The 25,586-nt window shown below is 39.9% G+C and carries 33 protein-coding genes; 2 read left to right on the forward strand and 31 right to left on the reverse strand.

The window, feature by feature from the left end; translation table 11 throughout:
• Positions 1-84: 84 nt before the first annotated feature.
• The 17 genes from B1201_RS00695 to B1201_RS00775 all read right to left on the reverse strand — a co-directional run bounded on the left by B1201_RS00695 (position 85) and on the right by B1201_RS00775 (position 15,207).
• The gene (locus B1201_RS00695; protein ID WP_416202465.1) at positions 85-456 is read right to left on the reverse strand and encodes a hypothetical protein; all 372 of its coding nucleotides are present in this window, start codon (positions 454-456) and stop codon (positions 85-87) included.
• Positions 456-962, reverse strand: a complete 507-nt coding sequence (locus B1201_RS00700; RefSeq protein ID WP_078192386.1) for a lysozyme — start codon at positions 960-962, stop codon at positions 456-458. The genes B1201_RS00695 and B1201_RS00700 overlap by 1 nt, the downstream gene beginning before the upstream one ends.
• A complete protein-coding gene (locus B1201_RS00705; RefSeq protein WP_078191908.1) occupies positions 946-1,203 on the reverse strand; it encodes a holin in 258 nt (85 codons plus the stop codon). The genes B1201_RS00700 and B1201_RS00705 overlap by 17 nt, the downstream gene beginning before the upstream one ends.
• A gap of 47 nt (positions 1,204-1,250) precedes the next feature.
• Complete coding sequence (locus tag B1201_RS00710; protein WP_078191909.1) at positions 1,251-2,033, reverse strand: LamG-like jellyroll fold domain-containing protein; 783 nt, start codon at positions 2,031-2,033, stop codon at positions 1,251-1,253.
• Positions 2,026-4,740 carry a hypothetical protein gene (locus tag B1201_RS00715; RefSeq protein WP_078191910.1) on the reverse strand — a complete coding sequence of 905 codons (2,715 nt, stop codon included), beginning with the start codon at positions 4,738-4,740 and terminating at the stop codon, positions 2,026-2,028. The genes B1201_RS00710 and B1201_RS00715 overlap by 8 nt, the downstream gene beginning before the upstream one ends.
• Positions 4,724-4,912, reverse strand: a complete 189-nt coding sequence (locus B1201_RS00720; protein ID WP_078191911.1) for a hypothetical protein — start codon at positions 4,910-4,912, stop codon at positions 4,724-4,726. The genes B1201_RS00715 and B1201_RS00720 overlap by 17 nt, the downstream gene beginning before the upstream one ends.
• Positions 4,909-5,217: a hypothetical protein gene (locus tag B1201_RS00725; RefSeq protein WP_228144728.1), complete on the reverse strand. Its 309-nt coding sequence runs from the start codon at positions 5,215-5,217 to the stop codon at positions 4,909-4,911. The genes B1201_RS00720 and B1201_RS00725 overlap by 4 nt, the downstream gene beginning before the upstream one ends.
• Before the next feature lie 8 nt (positions 5,218-5,225).
• Positions 5,226-6,143 carry a phage BR0599 family protein gene (locus B1201_RS00730; RefSeq protein WP_078191912.1) on the reverse strand — a complete coding sequence of 306 codons (918 nt, stop codon included), beginning with the start codon at positions 6,141-6,143 and terminating at the stop codon, positions 5,226-5,228.
• On the reverse strand, positions 6,140-7,351 hold the full coding sequence (locus tag B1201_RS00735) for a hypothetical protein (protein WP_078191913.1): 1,212 nt from the start codon (positions 7,349-7,351) through the stop codon (positions 6,140-6,142). The genes B1201_RS00730 and B1201_RS00735 overlap by 4 nt, the downstream gene beginning before the upstream one ends.
• Positions 7,352-7,410: 59 nt before the next feature.
• Complete coding sequence (locus B1201_RS00740; RefSeq protein ID WP_078191914.1) at positions 7,411-7,833, reverse strand: hypothetical protein; 423 nt, start codon at positions 7,831-7,833, stop codon at positions 7,411-7,413.
• Positions 7,834-7,847: 14 nt separating this feature from the next.
• The gene (locus tag B1201_RS00745) at positions 7,848-8,651 is read right to left on the reverse strand and encodes a hypothetical protein (protein WP_078191915.1); all 804 of its coding nucleotides are present in this window, start codon (positions 8,649-8,651) and stop codon (positions 7,848-7,850) included.
• Positions 8,652-8,785: 134 nt separating this feature from the next.
• Positions 8,786-9,166, reverse strand: coding sequence for a hypothetical protein (locus tag B1201_RS00750; protein WP_078191916.1), 381 nt, complete (start codon positions 9,164-9,166; stop codon positions 8,786-8,788).
• 25 nt (positions 9,167-9,191) lie between these two features.
• On the reverse strand, positions 9,192-12,668 hold the full coding sequence (locus B1201_RS00755; RefSeq protein ID WP_078191917.1) for a tape measure protein: 3,477 nt from the start codon (positions 12,666-12,668) through the stop codon (positions 9,192-9,194).
• A 61-nt stretch (positions 12,669-12,729) separates the two neighbouring features.
• Positions 12,730-13,266, reverse strand: a complete 537-nt coding sequence (locus B1201_RS00760; protein WP_078191918.1) for a hypothetical protein — start codon at positions 13,264-13,266, stop codon at positions 12,730-12,732.
• Between the two features lie 77 nt (positions 13,267-13,343).
• A complete protein-coding gene (locus B1201_RS00765; RefSeq protein ID WP_078191919.1) occupies positions 13,344-14,027 on the reverse strand; it encodes a hypothetical protein in 684 nt (227 codons plus the stop codon).
• A 76-nt stretch (positions 14,028-14,103) separates the two neighbouring features.
• A complete protein-coding gene (locus tag B1201_RS00770; protein ID WP_078191920.1) occupies positions 14,104-14,973 on the reverse strand; it encodes a KilA-N domain-containing protein in 870 nt (289 codons plus the stop codon).
• Between the two features lie 75 nt (positions 14,974-15,048).
• Complete coding sequence (locus B1201_RS00775) at positions 15,049-15,207, reverse strand: Arc family DNA-binding protein (protein WP_078191921.1); 159 nt, start codon at positions 15,205-15,207, stop codon at positions 15,049-15,051.
• Between the two features lie 115 nt (positions 15,208-15,322).
• Here B1201_RS00775 and B1201_RS00780 point away from each other — a divergent pair, with 115 nt between their 5' ends.
• Both B1201_RS00780 and B1201_RS00785 read left to right on the forward strand, forming a co-directional pair.
• Positions 15,323-15,622 carry an Arc family DNA-binding protein gene (locus B1201_RS00780; RefSeq protein ID WP_228144729.1) on the forward strand — a complete coding sequence of 100 codons (300 nt, stop codon included), beginning with the start codon at positions 15,323-15,325 and terminating at the stop codon, positions 15,620-15,622.
• Positions 15,623-15,715: 93 nt separating this feature from the next.
• The gene (locus B1201_RS00785) at positions 15,716-16,582 is read left to right on the forward strand and encodes a hypothetical protein (RefSeq protein WP_078191922.1); all 867 of its coding nucleotides are present in this window, start codon (positions 15,716-15,718) and stop codon (positions 16,580-16,582) included.
• 45 nt (positions 16,583-16,627) lie between these two features.
• On the opposite strand, the gene B1201_RS00790 is transcribed toward B1201_RS00785, so the two are convergent.
• From B1201_RS00790 to B1201_RS00860, 14 genes are all read right to left on the reverse strand, one after another.
• A complete protein-coding gene (locus B1201_RS00790) occupies positions 16,628-17,479 on the reverse strand; it encodes a hypothetical protein (protein WP_078191923.1) in 852 nt (283 codons plus the stop codon).
• Positions 17,442-17,639, reverse strand: a complete 198-nt coding sequence (locus tag B1201_RS00795) for a hypothetical protein (RefSeq protein WP_078191924.1) — start codon at positions 17,637-17,639, stop codon at positions 17,442-17,444. The genes B1201_RS00790 and B1201_RS00795 overlap by 38 nt, the downstream gene beginning before the upstream one ends.
• Positions 17,640-18,112: 473 nt before the next feature.
• On the reverse strand, positions 18,113-18,583 hold the full coding sequence (locus tag B1201_RS00805; RefSeq protein WP_078191926.1) for a hypothetical protein: 471 nt from the start codon (positions 18,581-18,583) through the stop codon (positions 18,113-18,115).
• A gap of 39 nt (positions 18,584-18,622) precedes the next feature.
• Positions 18,623-19,558: a phage tail tube protein gene (locus tag B1201_RS00810; protein ID WP_078191927.1), complete on the reverse strand. Its 936-nt coding sequence runs from the start codon at positions 19,556-19,558 to the stop codon at positions 18,623-18,625.
• 65 nt (positions 19,559-19,623) lie between these two features.
• Entirely contained in the window at positions 19,624-20,037 is a 414-nt protein-coding gene (locus tag B1201_RS00815; protein ID WP_078191928.1) for a phage tail terminator-like protein, read from the reverse strand.
• Positions 20,034-20,426 (reverse strand): hypothetical protein, encoded by a 393-nt coding sequence (locus B1201_RS00820; RefSeq protein ID WP_078191929.1) that lies wholly within the window; start codon positions 20,424-20,426, stop codon positions 20,034-20,036. Before B1201_RS00820 ends, B1201_RS00815 begins: the two co-directional genes overlap by 4 nt.
• A gap of 2 nt (positions 20,427-20,428) precedes the next feature.
• Entirely contained in the window at positions 20,429-20,800 is a 372-nt protein-coding gene (locus B1201_RS00825; RefSeq protein ID WP_416202466.1) for a glutamate 5-kinase, read from the reverse strand.
• Complete coding sequence (locus B1201_RS00830) at positions 20,775-21,173, reverse strand: hypothetical protein (RefSeq protein ID WP_171263712.1); 399 nt, start codon at positions 21,171-21,173, stop codon at positions 20,775-20,777. Before B1201_RS00830 ends, B1201_RS00825 begins: the two co-directional genes overlap by 26 nt.
• Positions 21,170-21,544: a hypothetical protein gene (locus B1201_RS00835; protein ID WP_078191930.1), complete on the reverse strand. Its 375-nt coding sequence runs from the start codon at positions 21,542-21,544 to the stop codon at positions 21,170-21,172. Before B1201_RS00835 ends, B1201_RS00830 begins: the two co-directional genes overlap by 4 nt.
• Positions 21,545-21,547: 3 nt before the next feature.
• On the reverse strand, positions 21,548-22,024 hold the full coding sequence (locus tag B1201_RS17085; RefSeq protein WP_228144730.1) for a hypothetical protein: 477 nt from the start codon (positions 22,022-22,024) through the stop codon (positions 21,548-21,550).
• A 50-nt stretch (positions 22,025-22,074) separates the two neighbouring features.
• Positions 22,075-23,031, reverse strand: coding sequence for a major capsid protein (locus B1201_RS00845; RefSeq protein WP_078191931.1), 957 nt, complete (start codon positions 23,029-23,031; stop codon positions 22,075-22,077).
• 20 nt (positions 23,032-23,051) lie between these two features.
• Positions 23,052-23,804, reverse strand: coding sequence for a DUF6651 domain-containing protein (locus B1201_RS00850; protein ID WP_078191932.1), 753 nt, complete (start codon positions 23,802-23,804; stop codon positions 23,052-23,054).
• A gap of 240 nt (positions 23,805-24,044) precedes the next feature.
• Positions 24,045-24,419: a hypothetical protein gene (locus B1201_RS00855; RefSeq protein WP_078191933.1), complete on the reverse strand. Its 375-nt coding sequence runs from the start codon at positions 24,417-24,419 to the stop codon at positions 24,045-24,047.
• 41 nt (positions 24,420-24,460) lie between these two features.
• Positions 24,461-25,585 carry a minor capsid protein gene (locus tag B1201_RS00860; RefSeq protein ID WP_078191934.1) on the reverse strand — a complete coding sequence of 375 codons (1,125 nt, stop codon included), beginning with the start codon at positions 25,583-25,585 and terminating at the stop codon, positions 24,461-24,463.
• Position 25,586 lies beyond the last annotated feature (1 nt).

Consider the following 25,586-nt stretch of genomic DNA (forward strand, 5'->3'; position numbering starts at 1 on the left):
TTATATTTAGCAACCGTATCAACAGACCAAAGCATTAAAGCTTTACCCTGCCCCGACTCAAGTTGTTGCAGATCTGCGCACGGCTCAAGGAGGTTTGCTGGCACCGCTGGCGATAAGTGAATTGAGTTGCTGCAGCCCATTGCTGTCAAAGCAGTCGTTGCGATACACAGGCCGCTCAATGATTTTTTGAACTTCACGTGTGACTGTTTCTGTTTTAATGCGCTGTTCTGATTTAAGTGTTTCATAATCTGCACTTACCTGATTGATTAGATTTTGTTTTTCAGCCAAAGCTTTTAGATGCTTCTGCTCAATTTCTTGGATTTTTGCATTACATTGCTCACTAGCTACACGAAGCTTTTTTGATAAGTGATTTGTGTATGCAATTTGCCCCACATATAAAACAAAAAAGACCGCAATTGCGATCCATGTCTTATATTTCCAAAGTAATAATGGCACTATTGCGCTCCTATGCATTTTTGATGACGCTCTAATTGTCGAATCCAAACGCCATAGCAATTGTTTGAGCGAATGGAACAGTCCCGCTTAGCTACATATTTCCATTTCAGCAATGAGTTACATGCCTGCACATATTTCCCTTGCTTTAAGTTGCGTAGCATTGAAGATGAGCGCCAGTTTGCAGCACCAAAGTTGTATGAAAAATCTAGGTACACATCGTATTCAACTTGCGAAAGTTTCACGCCTTCAAGTGACTTTCGAAAAACAACCTCATCTTTAGACACGTGCGCTTTTGCCCATTCTTGTGCGGTCTTGCGCGTGATTGGTGGATCAGTCATTTTGATTGGCTTACCATCTGGTTTGGTTGTAGATCCAATGCCCTGTGTTACAACCCCACCACTGTCTTTATATGGTTTTGCTGAGTAGCCTTCATACTTTTCTAGACCCACAAAAAAAGCAGCCGAAGCTGCTAATCCATACGTCCAATACTTAGTCTTGTTTTGCATTGCATTCACCATTTAGTTTTCGCTTAGTTAGCTCGTGAATTTCTTTTTCGCGCTGATTTCGTTGCCATGAGAAATAAACATTAATAAGTAAGCCCAACACGGCAACGCCTATACCTACCCACCCCATCCAATCAATGCCCATAAAAAAACCGGCAAAGCTTGCTGCTCCACCGGTCACTGTTGCTTTTGATCCCAAAGCTGCAGCTGATGTTTCTGCCACCGCTGCTGTCGTTTCAGACATGTTACCCCCTAATTTTTAGGCAATAAAAAAGCACCATCAGGTGTTGTTTAATGTGAAAGTCTTAAATCTTTAATCCATCCCTTAAATCTGTAAGTTTTGTTGTTGTATTGCAGCCCTAAGTTAAAAATTTCTTTCGTTGAAAAATCTATTGATGATGCATAGCTACCATCAATAACGTCATCAATAAAACACGATACCACACCATTTTTTCGACTGAGCAAACAGTCGTGAAAAACCCCATCTAGCAAATATTTGTTGCCTTCGAACTTGTAACCACCTTGATAAAATTGAATTTTACCATTGTTACTTATCAGAATTTGCCAAGAATTTGACCCACCTGTGTAGTTATCAATCAAAACTTCAGTGCTTGGAGTTGAGCGATCTGACTTGAATTTAAAACTTAATTCAAAATCATGCGCACCCAATGTTGTTGATATATCATCAATTTTAAAAGCAAAACTATTAACAGTCCCATCAAAATAACAGCCATCGCTAGTAATATAAGAAGATGAGCCAAGTGTTAAAGATTTTCCTGTGATTAAGTCAACTGCGTCTTTTATTAATGGGTATCTGCAACTATATACAGTGTTATCAGTGTTCACTGATATTTGCTCACCAAGTTTTTCAACACCATTTTTCACAGAGCCAATTCGAATATAATATGTTTTTCCAATTTCAATATCAGTGTCTACATAACTCCTTGCTTCAGTAGATAAAATAGCTTTTGACGAAGGTAAGTTATTAATATCAATTGATGTTTCAGAGCAATAGTAGCGCTGCTCATCTACAAAGCCATCCAATTTCCAACTTATTTCTAAACGATTAGTCATCTTTAAACTCAACAGTTAAATCGTATGGTGCTGAATAAAAGCGTGATAATTCAACTATGTGTGTGAATGCTTGTAAGCACTCATAATTATCTCGAATTGATTTCAATGTGATTTCAATTGCAAATGTATTTGCTTGCATTGCACTTACAGCAAAAGTGTATGAATTAAGCTGACCGACATTGATGCTTTGTGTTCTAAGTTCAATTTGATCTGCATCAAATTCAGTGATGATGAGCTGATAATTAACGCCATTTTCTAATGTCACGCCACCATCAAAATACCCTAAAATTTCACCGCCAGTTTGCTGAGTGCGATTGCGATCAACCCAAGTCAAAACAAGATCCGTTTCAATTTCTTCAGGCCAGTATTCACCGTTAATTTTTACATTCGCTGGTGGATATGGTCTAACTGCTCTCGCATTCATTTCAATAGCAATCGCACCCTTGTTTTCAAGCATGCCAGATGGGGTTGTGGTGAGTGCTGAGATCAAAACTTCTTCACCCGCGATGTATTCTACTGAGTCAAAAGCCACATCATTTCCGCAAAAATAGAGCTTTGTATTGACACCCCAAGCCTGCGGCAATGAATCGAGTGCACCACGTTTTACGCTTACGACACCTGTGTATGCATCAACACCTTGAAAGACCATCCATTCGCCCGGCGTACCAATCCAGTCGCTACCGCATTTAATCAGAGTGCCAATTGGCAGCCCTGCGATTGCCGCACTATCTTTAACTGTGAATGTTGTCGAAGTTCTAGAAATCATCTGATCAAGATCGGCCACGGGTTCGTAGTTGATTGTTGCAGCACGCACCCATTCTTCACCCTCAACCCCGTTGTGCGTCATCATCACAGCGTAAAGAGAATTTGATTGCGGCTTTTCAGCGACTACCGCGGCTAAACCAAAGTTATTTTCATAACTGAGCTCTTCATCAACTTGACGCTGACCGAGTGCCATCACTGCCAAATAATATGGCATTTCAAACGGTTCGTACTGACAAGCAAGTGGTGGTTGTGGTGCGATGTCAATCGGCTCATCAATCACGATATCTGATGATAAATTACTTGAATGTGGAACAACTTCGACAAAATCAATTGATACATCAGTACCAGTACCAAGATTGATTTTCATGATTCTGACTGTAATTGTGCCCTGCCATTTTCGTGGCCAAGCCAATTTCAGTAAGTCATAACGATTCCATTTTCGCGCATTGTACTCAGCAGCTGTGAAAGAACCCTTCCACACCGGTGATGATATTTGCTTCAATTTCCACTGCGCAACGACTGCAGCATTACGCTGATTCATAAAGTATGGAAAGGCAGCATCCTCAGCATTTACGCGCCCATTTAAATTGCGAATTGATGCGTTTTCGACAATTGAAAAAGACGAGTCTTTAATTGCGTCGCGATTGTAATAGCTCACATTGAGTTGATTGATCGCTTCATCTGCATTTGCAACTTCGAGTGACATGCTCTTGATCTTATTAACTGAAAGCGTGTGAATTTCACTTTCTTCAAACCAGTCATCACGAAACAAAACCATCTCATACAAGCCGGTTTGACGGTTTACTCGCACACCAGCTTCGATATGCCCGCACAATTCGTTGATTGCTTCTAAACATGATTTTTCAGTAATTGACCAAGAAATTCCAAAGCCCTCATCCCAAATTCTGTCTGCTGCTTTCATGAAATTCACATCATTTACATCAGATTCCGGCTTATTCATTGCTGTGTCGTCAGTGAGAATTTCACGGATTTTGTGAATTGGGTTGATGTCTCCAGATTTGAGATCTGAAAATGCAATTGGTTCAAAATAATAAGGGTGGATAACTAGGCGTAATGAGACTCCTGAGTTCGCCGGTGAATATCTCTCCACTTCTAGTGAAAATATACCCTTACTATTCGTTGCCTCAATCTGAATCGTTAAATATTTTTCATAATCAATTTCTGATTGACTTATTACTCTAAATCTTCCTCCCGACCACTTGATTGATTTAAAATCAGCACCCCAATAACTTAATGTTAAATTTATTGTTAGCCAGCCTACTTGACCAGTAAAATCATACACAGCACTAACTTTGCCGTATTCTCTAGTTCCACTAATTGTTGAGTGATTGAAAATAATGATGTGATTGTTATCGTGAAAAACCGAAGAAATAGAGTGGCGTGTTTCATCTTCTATTGATGAATATATTTCATAGTTTACATCCTCTTTATACCTCCAATTTGGATCGAAGTTATTATTTGCTTCATTGTTACTAGTGTTTATTTCCGCTTTCTCGTCATACCATTGTGACCTACCATCATTTCGCACATGAATGCGCTTCGGCCACAGTAGCATCTCTTTCATGTAGCCTGAGTTGCCGAGATAAAAATCTTTAAATGCTAGATATGATTGATACGGATATGCAAGCGGCGGCAAATCATTTTCTGCTAAATAACTGCTATAAAAATCTACAGGATCAGGGTTTTCAGTGCCATAACGCGCATGAATTTTCCCTGCAACACCGCCTTCATTTTCGCCATATAAATTTGGTAGTTTAACTTCGCCAATACTCAATGGATTTTTTTGCTCATCAATGAGTGGAGTTTGCCATCCTCGTTTATCAAAATTAATCCCGAGAACTTTTTCAATTGGATTGCCAATAAATAAAAGGAAATTGGCAAAATAGCGATACCCTGTTACTTGCTTACTGCTTCCGCCCATTTGCCACCTCTACAACCTGCATTGCCATTGCATCATTCGTTTTGATAAAGTCCTGAGCGTCACGCCCATTCTTAAGAAAATCCTGCCAATCCCAACCTTGAGCCAAAAAAAATGCCCGCGATCCGCGAGCACACATTTTGGCTTTCCGTAAATCCGAGATATAAATTTTCATTTCTTTCCACCTTTGCTTTTGATTGCAGTGGTTTTTTGACCCCAAATATGCGTGATGTTCCCATACATGTGTGGGCTGCCTGCAATATCACTAAATGAAGTGCCTTCATCAGCAATTGTTCCATCAAGCTGATTTGGTTTTTGCTGGTTTTTTTTCTGCTGCTTTCGCATTTGCAAGAAGTTGTAAACGCCAACAGCAACAGAAATCACAGCCGAGATAATCATCCCAACAATTATGGGCGCAATGGCTTTTGTATGCTGAATCTGAGAAACGTCGTAATGAGCTATGATGTGTTGTATATCCATGCTTTAACTCACTTAATTAACTGTGTTTCCAATGGGTTTTGGCTAGGTATGAATGGATGCCCTGCAAAATTCAGGCTGTTATTGAGTTTTTCATGACAGGTTTTTAATGACTGATCACAACCTGGTGCAACACGAACCACATCACCAACTTTTAATCCCACATGTTGACGATATAGCGATAGAGAACTTCCACCGCCCGCCGTGATTGTGGTGTAAACACCATCTTTCACTAACAAGCCTAAATTCAACCATCCAGCAGGATATGCTTTAGTCTCCATAACAGTAGCACCATCTTCAAAAGTTGGATTGCCTTGGCCATCTAAAACAGGTTGACCTAGTTCATCTAAAACAGGGATTTGTTCAAATACTGGATTACCCTGCTCATCGAGCACCTGTGTTGGTACCACGCTGAAACCAACAGCTAAGCCCGATACCGCTGTGACCACTACTTCAAATGACAGCTTCTCAAAATCCAAACCACACCAACGGTCATAGATTGAATTCGGACACGAAGACTGAAATTTGCGCGTCAAAATATTGCGATTTAAGTACGATTCACCTGTTTCACATACCAGTGTTAGCGTGTCTGCATCTTCATCAAATTTCGGCTGCGTCACACGACCCTTATGCAGTACCAGCGTTTCGTTTTGATATAGCTCAAGGATTGTGACAGTTACCCCGCCATAAAAGATTTTCCCTGCAAATACTGCAGCAAGGTTTTCACCTTCCGCATTTAATAAGCTCATTTGCGGAAGTGTAACTTCGGTATCACATTTATCAATGCTTTCGTCTTCAATCGCAGTACGTGAAATGCCGCGAATTGGCAGATATTCAATACCTGCATGCATGATTACTTTGCGCTGATTGGTGAAATACCAGGTGCGGGTACCATGCTTAAATTGATAGAGTTCCGCTCTCGTTTTCATGATGAAAGCTCCACGATTGGCACAGTGACTTGCGTTTTATGTGCACCTAAAAATTGAAATTCAATCTGGTCAGCATCAAGCCGATGCAGGCCTAAATAGCAAATGGTTTGGATGTTGCTGCGTTGAGCATTGATTGCTGGCGATACAGTGAGTGAACCGCCTGTTTTTGCAGTAATCGTGTGTGCTGTCCAAGTACCGTCTTTGCGCTTGACCGCAAGATGCTTTCGATCCGCTTCAAGCAAATATTTTGTATTTGTGCTCAGTGAAGTTGTAATGTTGCCAGTATTGAGAATATTCAAATGCTTCTCATATAGCGGCATCCAAAATGCCTGAAAACGCCCCATTCGACGAAATAAAAACTTGCGATACTCCGTGTATTGGTTCCAGTCACGTAGTAACGACTTAAATGGTTTTAAATATCGTGGCTTAGCCCAATGCGTAAAATCTTGAAAGCCACCAACATCACCATCGACAATATTTTGATGCTGCGTCAGTGTCATTTCCAAAGAATTGCCATCCAACAACAACGGCTTGAAGTAAATATCATCACCAAGGAATTGCTCAGGCACATCAGCTTCAAATTCAGGCGAATCCTCTGCAATCACACGAAAAGCCACACTTGAGCTAGACCAAAAACCGCCAGTGTTGATTGAAGCATCACCATCAATGATGCAGATCCGTAGCGGCATGATTGATGCATTGGTTGCTGTCACATTAGCTGCAAGTCGGAAGCCGTCCTGATACTCAGTAATCAACTCTTGAATGATTTCTTGTGTTTCAGGATCTCGAATTTCTTCTTGCACAATGATGTAGCGACCTATGCTCACAATCTCAGAAGCTTGAGTGCCTTCAGAACTTTCAAGCAAAATAAAACCGACCCTAAGGTCGGCTTGGTGTGCTGTCGTGTTCATGATAATGAAGTCGCTATCTTCAAGATTTGGAATAATCTGTCGAAACTGCTGCAGTGGAATACCCCACTGTTTACGCAAATTTGCATAGAGCATGTGAAACATATCACCCATGGCTTTACGCATATTCACATAGTTAAAGCTCAAGATTTGACGCGGTGCATCACGCTGAATGTATCGAATTTCACTACCATCATATGATTCATGCACCTCGGTTTTAAACTCAAGACGTTCAGTAGAATCAAGCAGAGGGCAATTTGTTAATACATGTACTTCGCCATATTTGGTTTGTATTTTCATTTTGTCCTCGAATTTTAGGTAATAAAAAACCGCCTCGATGGGCGGTTATTAATTTTAGGTCAAGCTTCTTTGACTTGGCTTGAGAAATACTTTACCTCAATATTGGTAATCAATTCAAAAATTCTATTCTTTTCAGACTTCATAATCATAAGATTGGTAGTTTTAAAATCATCACCCAGTCGATAATCTGCATGGACTCGGACATCGTGCAAGGCCTTTAATTTTAAATTGATTTTTTGAAAATCCTTATCATTGTAGTGGTCGCTTAAGAGCTCACAACAAACTCTTAATGTTTGGTGTGTGCTGCCTCCACTAGACTTAATAAATGATGAAAACCTACGTTTCAACCATTCTCCAACCAAATGAAATAAATGATAATAATGTTTGCTGCAACTTGATCGCAACAAGTTTTCAGCACTCACATTACTTAAATCATTTTCTTCTAAAGCAGTAGCAAGGTCTTCAATTTCCCTAATAATCACTTTTATCGCCCCAGTTACTGCAAACCAAAATATGAAATAATTTTATCTTCATTTGATCCAACTTTTACATTTCTTTCTTTGTAAAAATCAATCAATTGATCTTGTAAATAATCATTTATATCACTAATAAATTCAAATGGGTCTTCTAAAAGTTTTGAATCTATATTTAGTCTTAGTGTAAAGGTTTGCCTAATTTCATCATAATTAGTAAAAATCTCATATTCACTAGGCAGGGTGAAAAATTGATAGAAAGCTCTGGCCATTAGATTTTTTAAACTTCTAAAATATTCAGTAGAAACACCGAATTGATTCAGCATTAAAATTACGTCATACATATCTTTAATATCTGCATTATTCTCCTCAGTTAATTTTTTTGAGCAATATGAGGATTCAAGAGCAGCATTAAGATGACCTACATAACAATAATCTGTAAATCGCTTGACAGCATCATTAAATACATTTTTATCATTTGGATGTTCCTTAACCAAGTTAAGATAAATATTTACAGCTTCCTCTTGGTCGCCGTAAATAAATAGGCTGTTCGCATAATGGTATGATTCAAATAAACCAAAACCCGATTTTTCGTATGCCTTCTTAAATTCATTCAATGCTAAATCAAAATTGTTTTCATAAACATAAATTGCTCCCAATCCAGTGTGAGCATCTATAGGTTCTTTGGGTATTAAATCTAACATAGCTTTTTTATAGCTAGCTTTTATTTTTCCTGTGGAACCAAATGGCTTTAAATCTTTTAATCCAGGAACACCAAATAAGGCAAAAACCTCATTAAGTTTTGTCGCAGGTAAAAGTGCAGACATGTAGTGGGCCCCATACAAGCAGATTTTAATTTTCCCAGAAGTATACTTTATATTTGTTCAATATCTAAGAATTTTTCATAAGTTTAAGACAAAAGCCCACCGAAGTGGGCCAATTAAAGAATTGATAGTTCAATTTACTTTTGCTCAAATTTTCCCATACTAAATGCATCTACAGAATCTAAGTCCACTGTAATTAATGTGCCACCAGTAGTTGGTATTTGGTTTCCGCCAGAAAAGTATTTTGCATTTTTAAGATATAAAGTTGGCTCAAACTCATGATCTGGTTCAATCCCCTCCACATCGTTTAGGTTGTGTTCTTTGGCTGTTTGAATCAACTTATCCTGTAAAGCCTTTAAGCTTTCGTTGCCTTCCTCATCAAAGAAAGATCCTTTTGATATTAGATCCCCACTTATTAACATCCCATTAACTACTAATGTAATACCAATACCTGTACTCGTTTTACCCTTGCTTGCACAAACCACCGATGCTAAAGTTTCTAAATAAATATTTTTCACACACCCTCTCAATTACTTATAAAAATTAAGGTTTTAACATACCATTTCTCTTTAAATGGTACATAACAATTTTTTCTCCATCGCGTCCATACATTTGATTCATCATGTCATCTCGATCATCAAAAATTCCGACACGAATGTTACTTTCAATTGGTTGTGGGCTCGCCGCTTGAGCCTTTACATTGGCCTGAGCCTGCCGTTCTGCTTGCACGTTTGCGCCACGTTCAATCGCATCCACAGTTCCCATGCCTACACGGTAGGTGTCTTTAGGGGTAACTAGGCCGCCGTCCGAATACCCTTTAGGCGGCTGAGATGTTCGCATAGCTTCAACAACATTCACACCACCCCAACGCTTGATATCCTCTTGCGACCAAACCACCTCTCCTTTATGTACAATGCCCGCTGGATCAAACTTACCACCTATGCCAGTGAACCCCCCAGTGGCAAAACTCCCCATAGAAACATTTTTAATACTTGCTGCTTGAGTAACCTGTAATGCCGCTGCCGCCGCACCGATTGCTGGAGCAATATAAGGACCAATGTAAGGAGTGCCAACAACCGCATCATAAGCTTTTGAGTATGCTTGAGGGATATTCAACATAGCTTGTGCTACAGCAAAAGCCTTCTGTGCTGCAAACAACACAGCATATGTTTTAGAGTTTTCATCCACCAGTTCAGCAAAACCACCAAACATCCCCTCCATATAACTTGCTGTGGACTTTGCTTGTAGTTGCAACTTGGCGTTCTGATACTCCTCTTCGTTAATTAAGTCGTTTTCACGAGCTTTTTGAAGTACCTCGAATTGCTGGATTAAAGGATTTTCCTCAAAACCCATTACACCCATATAGTCGCGCATAAGTGATTTTGTTAAATCGCTTTCATCTTGTTTTTGATTAAACTGAGATGCAGACAACCTACGAACCTTTTCATCGCTAGAAATACCAGCTGTCTTGGCTATCTCCTCTCGCTCCAGCTCATAGCGCTTTCTAATAGCATCCATTTCTGAATACATCGCCTGTTCAGCTTGGAAGATGCGCTGCTCTTTGGCAAGTTTGATGAGGCCGAGTTCGTGTTGGTATTGATTTTCGAGCGCATTAATGGCGATCTCTTTATTTTTCTCGGTTATTTCCGAATTTTGATGAAGTTGTAAGTTTTTTATATCGTAAGAGTATTTAAGCTTTTGCTCTTCACTCATTTGAAATTCATTAATTTCAAATTGTAGCTGAGATAAATAAATTTGCTTTTCATAATATGCGCGCTTATTTGCTGCCTCCAAGAATGGTTCCGGATTGGCAAAATTCGCCTTACGAATTTCATTTATTTCTTTGGATAGACTTAATTCAATCTGCTTCTCTCTATCAGCATAAGCATAAATGTATTGCTCTCTTAGATTGCGTTGCTCTTCATCTGCGCGATCCGCTTCTTTAGCATCTTTTTTTTGCTGTGATAAAGCTGCTCTCGATGCCTTAGATGATCCTCTTTTAGCATTGGCAATTGCATCCTCTGAGGCTTGCAGTTTCTTATTTGCCGCGATATTCATATCAATAATTTGAATATCTTTTGCTGAAACCTTCCCTCCATTTTCAAAGGCTGCTTGTGATGCCATTTTTGCACGCTCAATCTCCCATCCCTTGGCGATTAGCTTGTTGGTCATAATGGTTTGTGCAGCACCTTTCTGTAGATTTGAAATGTACTTAGACTGTGCGTCTGCCGCGGCATTTGCTGCATCAGCATTGTTATACATTGCATTGGTATTATCGTTTACTTTGCCAACGGCATTAGATGCAGCATTACCAGATAAAGTTACTTGCTGACCTAGAGTTTTTTGAGCATCTGCATTTTGCTGTGCTTTAACTCTAGCCTCCTCGTAACTCTTAATTAAATCCAAACCTTGGGATTTTTGCTCAGGTGTTAATAGTTTTAGTTTGTTCAATCTCTCGATAGCATCAGCTTGTGACATCAATCCTTTGTGCACCTGATCTGAGATTTCACGGACCTCTTTATTGCCAGCATTCGCGTTTTTAACTGTGCGAATAAAGCCATTAAACGACAAGTTCAACTTATTCAATTTGTCGTTCTGGTCTTCAAATGATGCCGCCAAATCATCTTTAGCAACATCAAGCTGAACACCTTTTAGAGCTAAAAGTTCTTCTTTGGTCTTCTCAGCTACCTTGCCTTGTTCTTCAAGTTTTGCATTTGCTTCTGCTGTGCGTTTTTGAAGATACATGTATCCTGCAGTTAATGCAGCCACACCGATTGTGATTGCAACAATTGGGCCGCCAACCAAACCAAGCAACATAGCTCCGCGTGAACGGCTAGCATTTAGTGCATTTTCAGCAGCAGTTTGAGTGACTACGGCTGCTGTGCTCTGCTTAATGGCGATGTTGTGTGCAATTTCAGCTTGAGTCAATCGCATGGTTGCTGCTGCACGTGCTTGGCGCGTTGTGGCGCTATTAAGCTCCTGACGAGCTAGATTGATCTCAGTAAGTGCTAATGCTGCTACTTGACGAGTACGTTGCACCTCCACCGCAGCCAATTGAATCTGAGATTGCAGGGCTGCTGTATCTGCTGCGCGACGTTCCAGAGTAGCAGAGATTGTTCCGCGAATAGCCACTGCTTGAGCAAGAATGGTCTTGGTTAGCAAAGCCACACCGCCAACCACCGCAATGCCTGCAATAGCATCAAGATTGTTAGCTAGTATTTGAATGCCACTAGCTAAGGTTGTTGCAGCACCCGAAGCTTTACCAGCTTCACCTGTAAATTTAGTGACTTCATTGCTTAGCAGCTGAAGCGACTGACCTATTGTTACATCGGTTTTTGCAAATAATTCATCTACTGATTGCTTTGATTTTGTTAGTGCATCAACAAGGACTTCACCAGTGATTTTTCCCTCAGCAGCAACAGAGCGAAGTTGACCAACTGTAATTCCCATACCCTGAGCAATTGCTTTGGCTAAAGCTGGCGTTTGTTCAAGAATCGAGTTGAGCTCTTCACCACGCAATGTACCAGAGGCCAACGCTTGACCAAATTGGGTTAATGCTGCTTCAGCTGCTTGAGTGCTTGCACCTGAAATTGCAACAGCTTTCGAAACTGTTTCTGTTAATTCGGCTGTTTTAGCCATATCAATTTTTAGTGTTTTCGCATTATCACTAAAGCGCTGATAAACCTGAATCACAGAATCCCATGATTGGTAGGACTTTTGAGCAATAACGAAAGTATCACTCATTGCTAGATTTAATTGCTCTTGTGACTCTGTAACTAGTTTCAACCTATTTTGCATGCCAGTATAGGCATCCATTTTTGCTACTGCCGCACCAACAGTTAGTAGTCCTGCCATGTGCCCAGCAAGTTGACGTGTAGCTACAGACACACTATCCATAGAGCGCGACGCGTGTGTACCGTTTCTATCAATATTTTCAAGCTCTCTACCAATGGCTTGTGCGTTGCGTAAAGCATTGCGGGAGTCAATCTCAATCACTAAACGGCTTAGTTGTGTGGTCATTTTGCTTTCCTGCAGGCAATAAAAAACCCCGCATAAAGCGAGGTTGGTTTGATTGTATTGACTAGAGCTTTTTGTACTCTTCTAGCATTTCATTGTATTTTTCAGTAAATCCAGTTAAGTCGGTTTCACCATCTTGATTATATTCATAAGGCCATTCTTTATATCGTGTGTAAGCAACTTTCCCTTTTTTCATTTGCTCAATAACTTTTTGCGGGGTGTTGCTTGATCCCTCATAGCCATAAATTGGAGCATTGTTATCAATTTTTATGGCGCTCTGAGTGCGTGGAAAGTGATTTCGACCAATATAAACACTATGTCGCCCACCATGTATTCCCACTAATAGTGCATTATATGGCTTACTTAACGTGCAAGATTTAGTACCGCTAAACCTATCTTTTGTGCAATTTAAATTCCAGTCTTCAGGTTTTGGTTTTGTTGTGTATGTATTCTTATCCACAACAAAGTTTCTATATTCTGCATCAGGGTTTTCCATTGAACTTAAGATGGAATTTCCATCCCGGTCTTTTAGTGTGTAAAGGTCGTTAGCAAATGCGCTAGAGCCGCCCAGACTTAATAGCAATATAACAACCGATTTCATACCCACCCCAAATTTATAATTTAGAACAAGATACTAATTTTGCGGGCAAAAATAAACCGCCACTTGGGCGGTTTATTTTAATTTTCGGTTTTATTGAAATTCCTTAAAACCTTATAAGTGATACTCTGGTTGTTAGCATCCAGAACCTCTAAAAGAGCACCTTTATACCCGATTTGCTTAGACTCATTTAAATCATACTCAACATCATTGTTAAATGCTGGTCTTGCTAAGTTGCTCGAAAACTCACGATAACCAACATTGATCTTGTTACCAACTTTGCCACTATAAATCAAAGTTTGCTGAAATGAATTGTCGCTTGCAACACCAATAGATGTATGGGACGCAGAGTACTGATCGGTACAATTTTTTGCATTAAATACAGTAATAACACATAACTTCCCATCTAATCCCAACATTACAGCCTGAAATGGATCGGAAATCGCCGATCTCTGAACATTACCACCATTTGATATATTGTTGACTGCACTGTAGTAACTACCCTTCTGGTCTTGCCCTACTTTTTGATAATAGCCAGCAGACATTGTATAGGCGAAATTTACTTTGGTATTAGTAGGAATACTTAAAACCGCTCTATCCATCAACACGCCTTGTTCCAGCATTTTATCGCCAACATATGCTGTATTAACCGAATTAATAGGCGGCTTACTAACTTGCTTTGGAGTTGCTTGATAATTATAAGTTGGTGCAACACAACCAACCAAACCAAAACTAATAACCCCAGTAAAAAATATATTTCTCATGTGAACACCCTCTTATAAGAGCTCACAAGATACTAATTTATGTACAAAAAAACCACTCCGAAGAGTGGTCTTTTATTTATGCTTGGCGCTCTCTTAAAAAGTGGCGTCCCATACTTAAGGTGTCTGTACCATATAGAAGATCCAGAACACTATCAAAGCGCTTAGTAAACTCAGCAATGTCCATTGTTGGAAAGAATCCGTGCGGTAAAGGCATTGCGGTCAATACACCATTACGGGCACTCACATGCCATGAATCATATCGGGACTTGTTGAACTCTCGGCTAATCTGCTGTGCCACTTGAATGACCTCTTGTGGGTAAGGTAGAGCTTTAACTTCTTCTTTCTTGGCTCTCTGCTTCACTTCCATTTCGAGCAAATATTTAACTGCATCTTCAAAATGAATAGCCAGTAGCTCGTGATAAGAGTTAATCTTGAAATGGCGGTTGTGTCGTGTCCAGACCTGTGCGCGTAAACCTTGATTACCATTTACCTTGTGGTCAACGATTTTGTGCAGTGTGTCTTTTTGCTCAGGCGAAATAGTCTGACGATTACCAACCTTCCATTGTGTCGTCAGCATTTTATACGCACGAATTACAATTAAGTGAAACTTAGCAGAAATCCACATAGCGTATGAATAGACCAGATCCTCAACAACATAAGTTCCCGAGCTTGGTCCACCATGAAGTGTTTTAACAGCGAAGACCAAATCTGGTCTTTGGTTATTTTCACCAAGGCTCATATCTGAGACTTGGTCAATTTCTTGAATTAACTCTTGAGTTTGTTTATTTCTAATAAAGCGTGCGGGCTTGTGTTTTTCAAGACCACCACTCGCTTTATGAAGATCATTTAGGCAATAGCGCCCATCTTCATCTTGGCGTATTGAAAAGTTACCAATAACTAAAGGTTGGTTGTTTGGGTTTACAAAGTTTTGTGTTAAATTAGACATAGTTACTTCTCTTAGTAATGACATCAATTAAGCCCGTCCCGTCCAAGTTCTGGGCTTTTTTGTTGTCTGTTGATTTCATGCTTTCGCATTCTCGTTTTGATTTTTAAGCCACTCTTCAATAATGATGTTTAGTTGAGCTGTCATGGATCGACGGTTATTTACTGCCGCTTGCTTCAACTCCCCCACAATTTCATGAGGCATTCTTACGTTCACCTGTGTGTCATTTCTTGCCATTTCAACCTCCAATAAAGCACTTATGCTATATAGCATTTTTACTTTATAGCACTATTGATTTATTGTGTAAAGCACTTTTGCTATATATGATTGGGCTATTGTTGATTTGTGGTATATGAAAATGGCAAAGGATTATTCTCAGGTAAATTTTAGAATACCTACAAAACTAAAAGAGCAGATAGAAAAATCGGCAATTAATAATGAGCGCTCTATTACTGCTGAGCTGGTTGCGCGCTTAGAACAAAGCCTTATTTTGTATCCAGAAGACCACCCGATAAATATGACGCCAGAAGAATTACTACACCGCACTGCTCCACCCATTCCCAAAGAAGTTATTGGTGATGTTATTGAACTATTTGTGAAAAAGTTAGAAGACAATAATTTTACAATCGTTAAAAAAAACCAAGAAAAGTAAGTCAGCGCTGACTAAGTACCATATCTGGTGCTTTCTTCCACAGCCTCAATCCGAGGTTGTGTAATTTCTAAAACCTATCTACTTAATAAAAATATGAAATTTTCTTTTAATATTGATCTTGCTTTAATTATCACCGTTTTTACCGCATTTTTATTTTGGTGTGGTTATTGGTACAACTTTGGGTATGCAGAATACTTTGGCGTGCACATAAGTTTCTTTGAGTTATCCTTATCCACAACATTAGTCGATGGCATTGTTGTTGCACCTGACAGATTTTTAACGCTTCTAACTGCAATTCTCGTAATCTCTTTTTTTGCGGGCTACTCTCGTAAAGATGCAGAGTTTATTATGGGTGTTATTTTCACCACCGTTTTGTTTTTATTATATTTAGTAAGATTTAAATTTTATGATCAACATAAAAAGTTAAAGTATTTTCCAATTACGAGTCTGCAACTCACACCCTACCAGGTGGAATATATATTTAAAAAAAGGAAATCTCGCCCACTGTTCTGTGATTGCGATGCAGTGAAATTTTCTATAAAAAAACTTACTAAAAATAAAATTACTTATCAGCAAATAGCTAATTCCGCATATGGAGATAGCAGTCAAATTAATGGGGAAACAACCATATTTCGAATTGCCATCCACTACTTTGTACTTCTAATATTTGTTTATGCTTTTATTGCAATATTTTCTGCTGGGCAAAACCTACAAGCCGAGGGATTTAAAATTGCTGAACACAACCATAAAACAAATTTTAGTACAAATATTCCTAAGGAAACCAACTACACTAAATTTCCCGCATTCATCGAAAAAGGTCAAGAAAAGGTATCAGCTTACAAGCTTACAAATGTCTGTAATAAAAACTCATGCTTTGCTGTCAATTCAAAACGAAATGTAAAACTCTTTGAAATTAAGGATATAGTTATTCAAAATGGCCCAATAAAAAAAGCACCCTAAGGTGCTTTTCTTTTGGCATTAAAAACCGGCCAAGGCTGGTTGAAATTAGGCAGCTCGAGGCTTTAGCACTCTAAAAATTGCAATTGGTGTTATTCCAAATGATGTTTCTGGTCGCCCTACTAACTCTTTCATTAACTTAATAAGTGTAGAAATACCTTCTCTAATCTCGCTTTCTTTAGTATTAAATTTAAACTCATCGTGAGGCAGTGCATCTAGCACCCCTAAAACATACCATTTCCCAGCTAAAAACTCACCATGTTTAAAATTTAGATCGTGAGGACTACCAACCACCTCATCGCGATTCAGTGTCATCCATACTTCATGTGCGTAAGGTATGCCTGTATCTTCGTCAATACTACCATCATCAACCAATAATTTTGCCTCAAGGCTAAATGGCAGGCCCTTAAAAAAATCAATCATATCTTTCTGAATTGATTTTAAGGCAACACCTTCTTTCTTTGTCTTATTATCACTCATTAAATCTTTTATGTGGAAATTCAATGCTGGATTAAGCAACTCTTTGGCAACACCGATATCAGTTATACCTAAGCGCCCTTCGTAAAGAACAAGATTCCCTAACATACTAGGACTTAATTCCCTATGAATAAAACCAAGCTCATCAAGCCTATTAATCATTTCGCGAGGCATTGTAGGTAAACCATCATATACACTTTCAGATGCGGTATTAGCAGTATGATCGCTAGCCATCTTTCCACCGGCCACAGGAGGTAAACCTGCTGTGGCTTCTAATTTTCTGGAATCACTAATTTGACTAGTATTTTTAAGGGAGTTAAGAGCCCCTAAACCGTTTAATTGGGCGTAAAAAGATTTAATTTTAGGATTATCAAGGTAAAAGAAATCAAAGATTGATTCTATGTCTTGTGAGTCTTGCGCCACGGTCTATTTGCTCCTCAGCTTTTTTTCTGTGTTCATTATACTGAGCAACATTTTCCTGTATAGCTTTTTTATAAGATTCAACAGCCTCTGATAAAACTTTTGCAGATTCATCAAGGTTATTTTTTTGCTTATCGCTCTTAAACCTAAATGAGAAATTCATAAGGAAACTCCTTAGACAAAAATACCCTGTTATCAAAAGATAATAGGGTTCTTATCTAAGAATACTATTCCATAGAGAATATTCGGTCAATGTTTTTCGGTTACCACATGTAAGTCTAAATGAATACTCTTTTCTATAACAAGTGCGTTAAATATTGTCGCGGAATATCATCAAACTGGCTATTTATCAGCAAAAGAAACCAACTCACGTTAATTTCTCCCTCACCCTATCCAAAAACAGATTATCCAATGCAAATATGCACTCAACAAAGATATGCAGCTCACAAGGTGCTTCATACAACTCAAGATACGCATTGATATGGCTACCATCTAACGGCATAGTCACAGGATGATATGAGCGCCCACGTGCAATCACATTGAATGCACTCAAAATAGCGTGAGCGATATAACTAAACTCAGGCGCATCATCTAATTTTCGCCCTTGTTTATCGCGGATCTTCTTCTGAAAGTCGGTTAGTCCACCGTCTCCTGCGTGCCATTGGTAGAGCTTTGTGACTTTCCCAAAGTGTCGGCTTTCACTTGATCCGCTTCTAATTGGATCTTTTCAGCATGCGCTTTTACAAAGGCCCAAATTGCCACACCTATATCACCCATGTTTAACAACTTGGTGGCATTTTCAGGTGTATAAGGCTGCTCAGTTTCTTTGCCATTTTCACGGAAAGATACACCATCCCAGTCTTCAATAAGATGACAAGCAGCGGCTTCAAGTAATAATTCATGATAAAGCTTATCTTCACCACTGGCCGTAGATACTACATAACCTTTAGATGCGACCTGATTCTGTGCTCGTTCTAATGCAACACGATATGGTTTATATGCCTCACCACGAATCTTAAAGCGAGCCAATACGTTACCTTCAGCATCTTTGTATTCTTTCCAAAGAGATGTTTCTTTGCTTTTTTCAATTTCTACAACTAAGGTCATTTTCTTTTTCCAAAAATATAGCCCCTTTCGGGGCCTTAATTATGCTGTTGTGCGTGTAATTGTTGGTGCTTCTTTCACATGGCGGAATTCCATCGCCATAGTATGATCATTATTTTTATTGGTATCTGAAAGCCCTTCGTTATCAAGCTCCAGCTTCGTAAAATTGAAGCCGTATGCATTACCTTTTGAATCTTCCATGCCAATTTCAGATGTCATAGTTTCACGTGATTCAACGTAAGGAATCCATTCTTTTGATGTAGTTGTAAGAGCTAGTGTTACATTAAGGGTAATAGTGACATTGCCCTCTGTGTAGCGGTTTGGAATCAAACTACCGTTACCCAAACATGGCTTAGCAGTCAGATTGTTATTGATGGTGATAGTGAAGGACTCGGCACAAGCCGTTCCAACTGTGGACACACCACTAATTTTAAACTCATTCACGTTAATCGATGACATAAATGGAGTATCTGTAGCTGCAACAGGATTTACTACTGGTGTTGCAATTGGATTGCTATAGCCGGTTGCACTAATTGAAGCTGTGCCTGTGATTTTCCCTTCTGTGTCGCCTTGAATGGTCAGCTCACCAATTCGACAACCTGTGAAAACTTGGATAAACCCTACTTTTTTGTCGTGCTTAACAATTGTGTATGTTGGTAGTGTGTCACCACCAATTTCCAAAGTTGAAACACTTGGTGTGCCTGAATCAACAAATAAATTACCAGCAACACCTTCAAAAAACATATCTTGGCTTAAGGCGGATAATTCAAATTCAATGCTACCCGTTGCTTTGGCTGAACTTGCCACTGAACCTTGCTCAAAACGCGAACCTACAATCTCATCAGATTGTGTCATCGATACCGTCTTTTTGAGTGAGTCTGAGTTTCGACGCAACGTATGCCACACTGGCACCGCAGGCAAAGTATTAGGTGTTTCTTCTTTCGCAATGTGGATTACCACATCTGTGCCCTTTGACATAGTTGTCTCCTGAATTTAGGCATAAAAAAACCGCCCTAAAAGGACGGTTAAATAAGAATTTGGGTTTAGTTCACTACGTACGAAATATTCACGTTGTACTGGTAATAGAGCTCACCATGGGTACTTACATCAATAATAGAAGCCTCACGCAACTCCAAATCATCTTTTTTATGAAACTGCATATGTTCAGCCCACTTGTCAGCCATCTGAGAAAGCAAATCGGTACCGGTATTAAGTGGTGCAAATAACTGAATGAAGATAATGCCAGTTGTTCTCGTACTGGGTTTGCTGCCAATTTCAGCAATAAATGATCCAGCATTTTTAACAGTAACCTTAGCCCATATCTCATTTCCAGGCGGCTCAAACGTTTTGCCCTCATACAGAGGAGCGTTTGCTAACTGGATATATTCTTTCGGCATTTCGGTGAACGCACCAATATGGGCCAAGATAGCTCTCAAAGCCTGAGTATTTGTCATCATTTGTATTTCTCACTGACGTACTGGAATGCTAATGCATAGATGCCGTTTTTAGCCTGCTCACTATGTCCATTCTCAAGCCTTACCGCATACGAGAGATTGTTTTGAATGTACACACACGAACCCAAGTGGGCTTTCAGAATCTCTTTAGCACCATCATTGAAAACAACCTGATCCAGATTACCTTTTGATGATGTATTTCCAGTGCCCTCTACTGTTTCATTTGTTGTTGTATCCACAGTGACGCGGTGGTTTGAACGAAACGTACCATCCATTACCGGACTGCCAACAATCACACCTTGTAGCATCTCGGCACTAACTTTGCGTAAATGACTATCACCATCAGCCAATATTTGTAAAGCAAAACTAGACGGTTTATTTTTCCAGGCCATAGCTACACCTTCCGCAACTGGCAAACCCAAATACTCCTAGTCGGATCTGCACCAATATTCACAATCTTGAACCGACCCTTTAATGTAGCCCAGACATCACCAATCTGCGGCAAGCCAGTGACTTCATTCTGCAGCACAGTAGCCTTACAGTCTGTCACCTGATAATCAATAGGCTTGACCATATCCTTCAAATAAGAACCAAATAGCACGCCACGACCAGAATAAGATTCATCACCAATGACTGGGTAAGTCTGCGTTTCAAAATCAAACTCACCCGAGTAAATCAGTTTTTCACAGGTGAATGAATCCACAGCATCAGCTAACTTTTTATTAAATGCCGCAGCCACTTTAGATTGAATTTTGTTTTTGATCATGACTTTCGCTCTCTTCATACATAGCAAATAAGTCTTGAGCTATTCGTTGTATTGAATATGCTTCAAATTCAATGCTTGGCTCTTTTTCACCCATCAGGTGTTTTGTACGCTGCCAAATATGCACAGCTTCATGCAACAGTAAACCATGAACAATAATCAGTGATTTATCTTGCGTTTCCCCGAGCTGAACAATGCAGTGCCTGCCGCCATCGTAATAATCGACTTGCGCAGGACAGCCAAGAGATAGAAATTCATCCGAATCATTCATGTCATCAAACAGAAGATCCATATGCATTTGATTACGAGCAAGCGTGTACTTCGAATGCTCAAAAGGCGTGATATACCATTCAGGCACATAGTCGGTGTTAATCATGCTCGAAACACCTCAAACCCGAAGCCTTTAGGCTTTAAATCTAATGATGCAATGTAAGCCCGTGCAATTTGCTCGAACTCAGATACCTCAACACTACCCTCGGCAAAACTTTCGGTGACCTGCACTGTGTCTGCTTTTACGCTTTCACTGGTAGTTTGACGTGCAATGCCCGCGTAAATTACACCAGCTTGAATGCCTTTAATAATTTCACATGCGGCATCGATCAGGATTGGATCAATTGGATTAGGAACAAAGCCAACTTCATTCTTCATCCATGTATTTGCTAATTTAATGAGGCGAGCTTTATCACCAGCTGGTGCAAAGTCTGCCCCCATAATCTGCTCAGCCTGTTCTTGGGTAATAAAGCTCATGGGTTATTCCTTAGATTGTTCTGCTTTGGCGGCTTCTTCTGCGGCTTTAGCTGCTTTCAATTCCGCAGCAGTTGGCTTTTTGGTAGGTGGCTGTAATTCATCAATACGCGCCTGCATAGCAGCAACATCATTTTTGAATGCAATGAATTCACCTTGGGCTGTGGCTAGTTGTTCTTTCAACTCCACATTTTCAGCAACAACCTTTTCATATTCAGCTTTCGCATCATCAATCGTGGCTTGAAGTTCTGGTGTGATGCCAACTTTTGCTTCAATGGTGACAATATTGGAATTATTGCGCTTAATGAGATCAAGATAAGCCTTAGGAACATCACCAGCCACCTCTGAGCATGGTTCCAAAGTATCAGCCTCGTGATAAGCACTGGCTTTGCGGAGGATATAACCTTCACCTTGAAGTTTTGCCACATTTTCGGGAGAGAAGTCATCCGTGAAATATAGGCGTTTATTAGATTCTTGTTTCATGTTTTCTATTTCCAATCAGGCAAAGAAAAGCCCCTTTCGGGGCACTTCATTTAAGCAGACTTAATTAGGACGCCAGCTGTATCTTTCACGCTTGATGCGATCAGATCCCAGTTAGTTGGAGTGCCAATTGCTGCATCAGTTGGAGATTTGCCACCAGTAGCGGTATCCCATGCGTAACCTTTCACACCTGCACCGAATGTCCACTCAGCTTGGTAGGTGTACTTGATATTCTCACCACCGGTGCCCGGCACCAATTCAGCATTGAAGTCATTGTTGTCATTCACAACAACAGCGCCTTCAACAAGGCCTAGCGAGTTGTAGAATGCAGTGCCAGCATTATCACCTACTAAGGCTGGTGCATCAGTCACCACAAACACACGACCAAACGGATCACGAACCACATTCACACCATCATAACGGAACAGGTTTTCTGAGTTGGCCAGAGCATTGTCAAACAGGTTGTGCATCGTTGTGGAGTGAACAATCCAAGCACGAATTGCGCTTGAACGATCACCGAGTTTTGCCGCACCTTTGTTTAGCAAGCGGAAAGATGCCGCATCAGTACCATCACCATGTACCGCATTGAGATTACCTGAAATCGCAGAAGATGCACCCAAAATTCCCGCATTCAGCATGTCAGCTAAACGCGCTTTGGCCAACTGCTCACCAATTGTTAAGGCAGCAAGTTCAGGGTTTTGAAGAATCCAAGAATACTGCTGTTTTTCATATTCAATGGGTGGTGTACCTGCTGCGACTTTTACAGCTACATCAAGTAATTGTTCTAAACGTTTTGCGGTAACTGTACCTGTACCATATGCATTACGACGACGCACAATTCCAGCAATTGCCTTGAACGATGCTTCAATGTTGAAATCACCACCGAAAGGCTCATTGATCAATTGGATTGCGCCTTGTGATGCTTCGTTGAATTTATCAATGTCCTGTGCCACCGTTTCTGTCATTGCGGCATAGGTTTGCTTGTTAAATACCTGTAAATCAAAAGGCATATGCCTCTCCTTAAATTAATTTATGCTTGTTCGGCCACTTGCTTCATGTAAGCAATCTTTTCTTCTTTGGTTTTGCATTCAGCCAAAGATTTAGGGCCCGATTTGTTTCCACCACCACCCTGAAAACCCGCACCACCAGCTTGAGAACCTTTTAAAATTGAATCCTTATGTTGGTATCCGCCAACCAAAGTTTCTAAAGCTTCATCAAAGTCTGCGATTTCACCCGGGCGTGCACGTGAATAGATTTTTTGACCGTCTGCACCAACTGCCACGACCTTGCCATTTTCGATCTGGAAGTTCTTTCCAAACGTGGCTTGAATCATGTCTACCGGTACAGCGATGTTGTCTTGAATGAACTTAGAACGAGCAAAACCACCGCCAATAAGTTCGTTATGCAGTTGGGTTTGGAAGGCATCACGCTCTTGAACAATTGGTGCATATTTGTCTTCAACAGCTTTAATTGCTTCGAGTTTGATTTTTTCGACTTCACCAGCATCCACCAATTTTTTATCGTCGAAGTTTTTCAAGGTTTCTAACGCTTTTTTAGCAGCTGCTGGATCTTCAATGCCTTCGTATGCTTTAAGCGTGGATTCAGCCTTTTCATAGCGTTCACGGTTTGTTTTAGCTTCACCATTTAAACGTGAAATGGTAGCTACGGTTTGGGCTGCATCATGTGCTACTTCTTTGCCATCATCGTGAATATACAAAGGCAAGCCTTGCTCATTTACTTCCGCATATGTCTTACCGTCGATTGTTTGTGTTTTAAGTTTCATAAGTCATCCGACCCTATTTCTAAAATGAGCATCCGCTCGTTACGCTGTCCGCATCCGCTTTCAGCAGGCAATAAAAAAGCACCTCGGGAGGTGCTCTATTTGAATTTAGTTTTTTGGGTAATTGCAAAAAAGCAATAACCTTCGAATTTCTAAAGTTTGTTTTCTGCAAGTTAAACTTCTGTTACTGCTTTTGAGATGTCCTTATGACCTAAAGAAAGCCCTTTCGGGTCATGATTTGGATTATTTGCATTTGTTCTCTGGTTGGTTTAATTGCTCACGCAACCATTCAGACTCATCTTGCAGGCTTTCTTTGGTGTATCCCATTGCTCGGACACCTTCTGAAGCTCCCTCATACTCCTTAAATCTACTTAAGACAAAATCATAAAGTTCAATATTCTCTTTCCAACCTTTGCAATCTAGAGCTTTAAGTTTATTGGACCTAGCTAGATCCTCTTGCTCATTCTTTGCCTCTGTAGAAATCACTTGATTTCTGTCCGATTGTGTTTGAACGTATCGCTCCATTAACTTGTAATATTTAAGTTCAAAGTCTTTTTGAGTTGAAGCAAAAGAGGTGCTTGATACAATTACACAAAATAGAAATGCGAAAAGCTTCATTGTTGTTATCTGCCTAGTTAAAATAGTGATGACTATTATATTTAAACACCTAACAATTCAAAGGTTTTTTTATCTAAAACCTTCAACTCATCCAACGTATAACCACGCTTATTCAGCGGATCAGCAAACTTATCAATGCTGTACTCACCTTTTTTATAAAGCTCATACTTAGATTTACCCAGCCAAGTGCGCTGAAAGAACTCATCCGACTGCTCGAAAAACTCTTTAAATGATGTATTGGCATCAAGCTGGCCAATAAGATGTTTGCGCTCATCCTTGGGAATATCTTTGACTTTACGTTCATCCATAACAAAAGGCCGTAATCCACCAATCTCACCATCCTTATTGCAAGGCATATATGTTGTGCGGTTATTTGGATGCACTGGAAATCTTGGCCGCAATGGATCATCGATAGAAAATACGTCACCGTCGATTGATGCGCAGTACTTACAAGTGCGCCCATCCAAAGTGGCTACAACTTTTACATACTCATACCCAAGCGTCTTGTACGTATCGATATAAGTTGCAGTACTAATGTGACTGCGGGCTGTTCTTACTTGACGTTCAATTGATTCACGTGACGACTTAAGTAAGCCATCTTTATAATCTAAAGCCTTTCGCCCCTTGATTCGTTGCACAATCTGCTGATTGGTCTGCCCTTGAGAAATACCATCACGAATTGCACTTTCAACTTTCTTTCGTAGTGTTGCTGCAATATCTGCAAATAGATAATCAACCAAAGCACCACCTGAAAAAGGTGCTTTCTTTGCGGCCTTATATATCTTTTCAGCATTGACTACCGCAGCAGTACCAGCAACCAACTTCGCAGAATATGAAGCCTCATAAACGGCCAACTGTAATGCTGATTTATCGAACTGCTCAAACAAGTCCACATCAATTGATTTGAACCACTCATTCAGAATGGTCTTAATATCTTCAATGTTTTTACTTGATTTAGCCTTACTCGAAAAGTTTAGGCTTTTAAGTGCATTTCGCTCTGAGTCTGACAGCTCGTTTAAGATATCTACTAAGCGGTTTAACTGGCTATTGGAAAGATTATTAAACTGAGCTGTAAGTTCATTTACTGCTTGAGATGATGCGCGATAGAGATAAGCTGAATGTTGGCTCAGCGCATCAACCAAGGCTTTCTGCGCTGAAATGTTCATG

The organism is Acinetobacter sp. ANC 5600, from assembly GCF_002018395.1.
GTDB classification, from domain to species: Bacteria; Pseudomonadota; Gammaproteobacteria; order Pseudomonadales; family Moraxellaceae; genus Acinetobacter; species Acinetobacter amyesii.

What these genes read in the sequence shown, in the direction of transcription:
- B1201_RS00710 (WP_078191909.1), bottom strand. Translation starts at nt 2,033, where the DNA reads ATGACTAATCGTTTAGAAATAAGTTGGAAATTGGATGGCTTTGTAGAT.
- B1201_RS00755 (WP_078191917.1), bottom strand. Translation starts at nt 12,668, where the DNA reads ATGACCACACAACTAAGCCGTTTAGTGATTGAGATTGACTCCCGCAAT.
- B1201_RS00745 (WP_078191915.1), bottom strand. Translation starts at nt 8,651, where the DNA reads ATGTCTGCACTTTTACCTGCGACAAAACTTAATGAGGTTTTTGCCTTA.
- B1201_RS00795 (WP_078191924.1), bottom strand. Translation starts at nt 17,639, where the DNA reads ATGAATTTCTCATTTAGGTTTAAGAGCGATAAGCAAAAAAATAACCTT.
- B1201_RS00715 (WP_078191910.1), bottom strand. Translation starts at nt 4,740, where the DNA reads ATGGGCGGAAGCAGTAAGCAAGTAACAGGGTATCGCTATTTTGCCAAT.
- B1201_RS00770 (WP_078191920.1), bottom strand. Translation starts at nt 14,973, where the DNA reads ATGTCTAATTTAACACAAAACTTTGTAAACCCAAACAACCAACCTTTA.
- B1201_RS00700 (WP_078192386.1), bottom strand. Translation starts at nt 962, where the DNA reads ATGCAAAACAAGACTAAGTATTGGACGTATGGATTAGCAGCTTCGGCT.
- B1201_RS00720 (WP_078191911.1), bottom strand. Translation starts at nt 4,912, where the DNA reads ATGAAAATTTATATCTCGGATTTACGGAAAGCCAAAATGTGTGCTCGC.
- B1201_RS00845 (WP_078191931.1), bottom strand. Translation starts at nt 23,031, where the DNA reads ATGCCTTTTGATTTACAGGTATTTAACAAGCAAACCTATGCCGCAATG.
- B1201_RS00780 (WP_228144729.1), top strand. Translation starts at nt 15,323, where the DNA reads ATGAAAATGGCAAAGGATTATTCTCAGGTAAATTTTAGAATACCTACA.
- B1201_RS17085 (WP_228144730.1), bottom strand. Translation starts at nt 22,024, where the DNA reads ATGAAACAAGAATCTAATAAACGCCTATATTTCACGGATGACTTCTCT.
- B1201_RS00820 (WP_078191929.1), bottom strand. Translation starts at nt 20,426, where the DNA reads ATGGCCTGGAAAAATAAACCGTCTAGTTTTGCTTTACAAATATTGGCT.
- B1201_RS00730 (WP_078191912.1), bottom strand. Translation starts at nt 6,143, where the DNA reads ATGAAAACGAGAGCGGAACTCTATCAATTTAAGCATGGTACCCGCACC.
- B1201_RS00815 (WP_078191928.1), bottom strand. Translation starts at nt 20,037, where the DNA reads ATGATGACAAATACTCAGGCTTTGAGAGCTATCTTGGCCCATATTGGT.
- B1201_RS00805 (WP_078191926.1), bottom strand. Translation starts at nt 18,583, where the DNA reads ATGACCTTAGTTGTAGAAATTGAAAAAAGCAAAGAAACATCTCTTTGG.
- B1201_RS00785 (WP_078191922.1), top strand. Translation starts at nt 15,716, where the DNA reads ATGAAATTTTCTTTTAATATTGATCTTGCTTTAATTATCACCGTTTTT.
- B1201_RS00825 (WP_416202466.1), bottom strand. Translation starts at nt 20,800, where the DNA reads ATGATCAAAAACAAAATTCAATCTAAAGTGGCTGCGGCATTTAATAAA.
- B1201_RS00760 (WP_078191918.1), bottom strand. Translation starts at nt 13,266, where the DNA reads ATGAAATCGGTTGTTATATTGCTATTAAGTCTGGGCGGCTCTAGCGCA.
- B1201_RS00850 (WP_078191932.1), bottom strand. Translation starts at nt 23,804, where the DNA reads ATGAAACTTAAAACACAAACAATCGACGGTAAGACATATGCGGAAGTA.
- B1201_RS00725 (WP_228144728.1), bottom strand. Translation starts at nt 5,217, where the DNA reads ATGGATATACAACACATCATAGCTCATTACGACGTTTCTCAGATTCAG.
- B1201_RS00775 (WP_078191921.1), bottom strand. Translation starts at nt 15,207, where the DNA reads ATGGCAAGAAATGACACACAGGTGAACGTAAGAATGCCTCATGAAATT.
- B1201_RS00830 (WP_171263712.1), bottom strand. Translation starts at nt 21,173, where the DNA reads ATGATTAACACCGACTATGTGCCTGAATGGTATATCACGCCTTTTGAG.
- B1201_RS00835 (WP_078191930.1), bottom strand. Translation starts at nt 21,544, where the DNA reads ATGAGCTTTATTACCCAAGAACAGGCTGAGCAGATTATGGGGGCAGAC.
- B1201_RS00765 (WP_078191919.1), bottom strand. Translation starts at nt 14,027, where the DNA reads ATGAGAAATATATTTTTTACTGGGGTTATTAGTTTTGGTTTGGTTGGT.
- B1201_RS00860 (WP_078191934.1), bottom strand. Translation starts at nt 25,585, where the DNA reads ATGAACATTTCAGCGCAGAAAGCCTTGGTTGATGCGCTGAGCCAACAT.
- B1201_RS00735 (WP_078191913.1), bottom strand. Translation starts at nt 7,351, where the DNA reads ATGAAAATACAAACCAAATATGGCGAAGTACATGTATTAACAAATTGC.
- B1201_RS00705 (WP_078191908.1), bottom strand. Translation starts at nt 1,203, where the DNA reads ATGTCTGAAACGACAGCAGCGGTGGCAGAAACATCAGCTGCAGCTTTG.
- B1201_RS00810 (WP_078191927.1), bottom strand. Translation starts at nt 19,558, where the DNA reads ATGTCAAAGGGCACAGATGTGGTAATCCACATTGCGAAAGAAGAAACA.
- B1201_RS00855 (WP_078191933.1), bottom strand. Translation starts at nt 24,419, where the DNA reads ATGAAGCTTTTCGCATTTCTATTTTGTGTAATTGTATCAAGCACCTCT.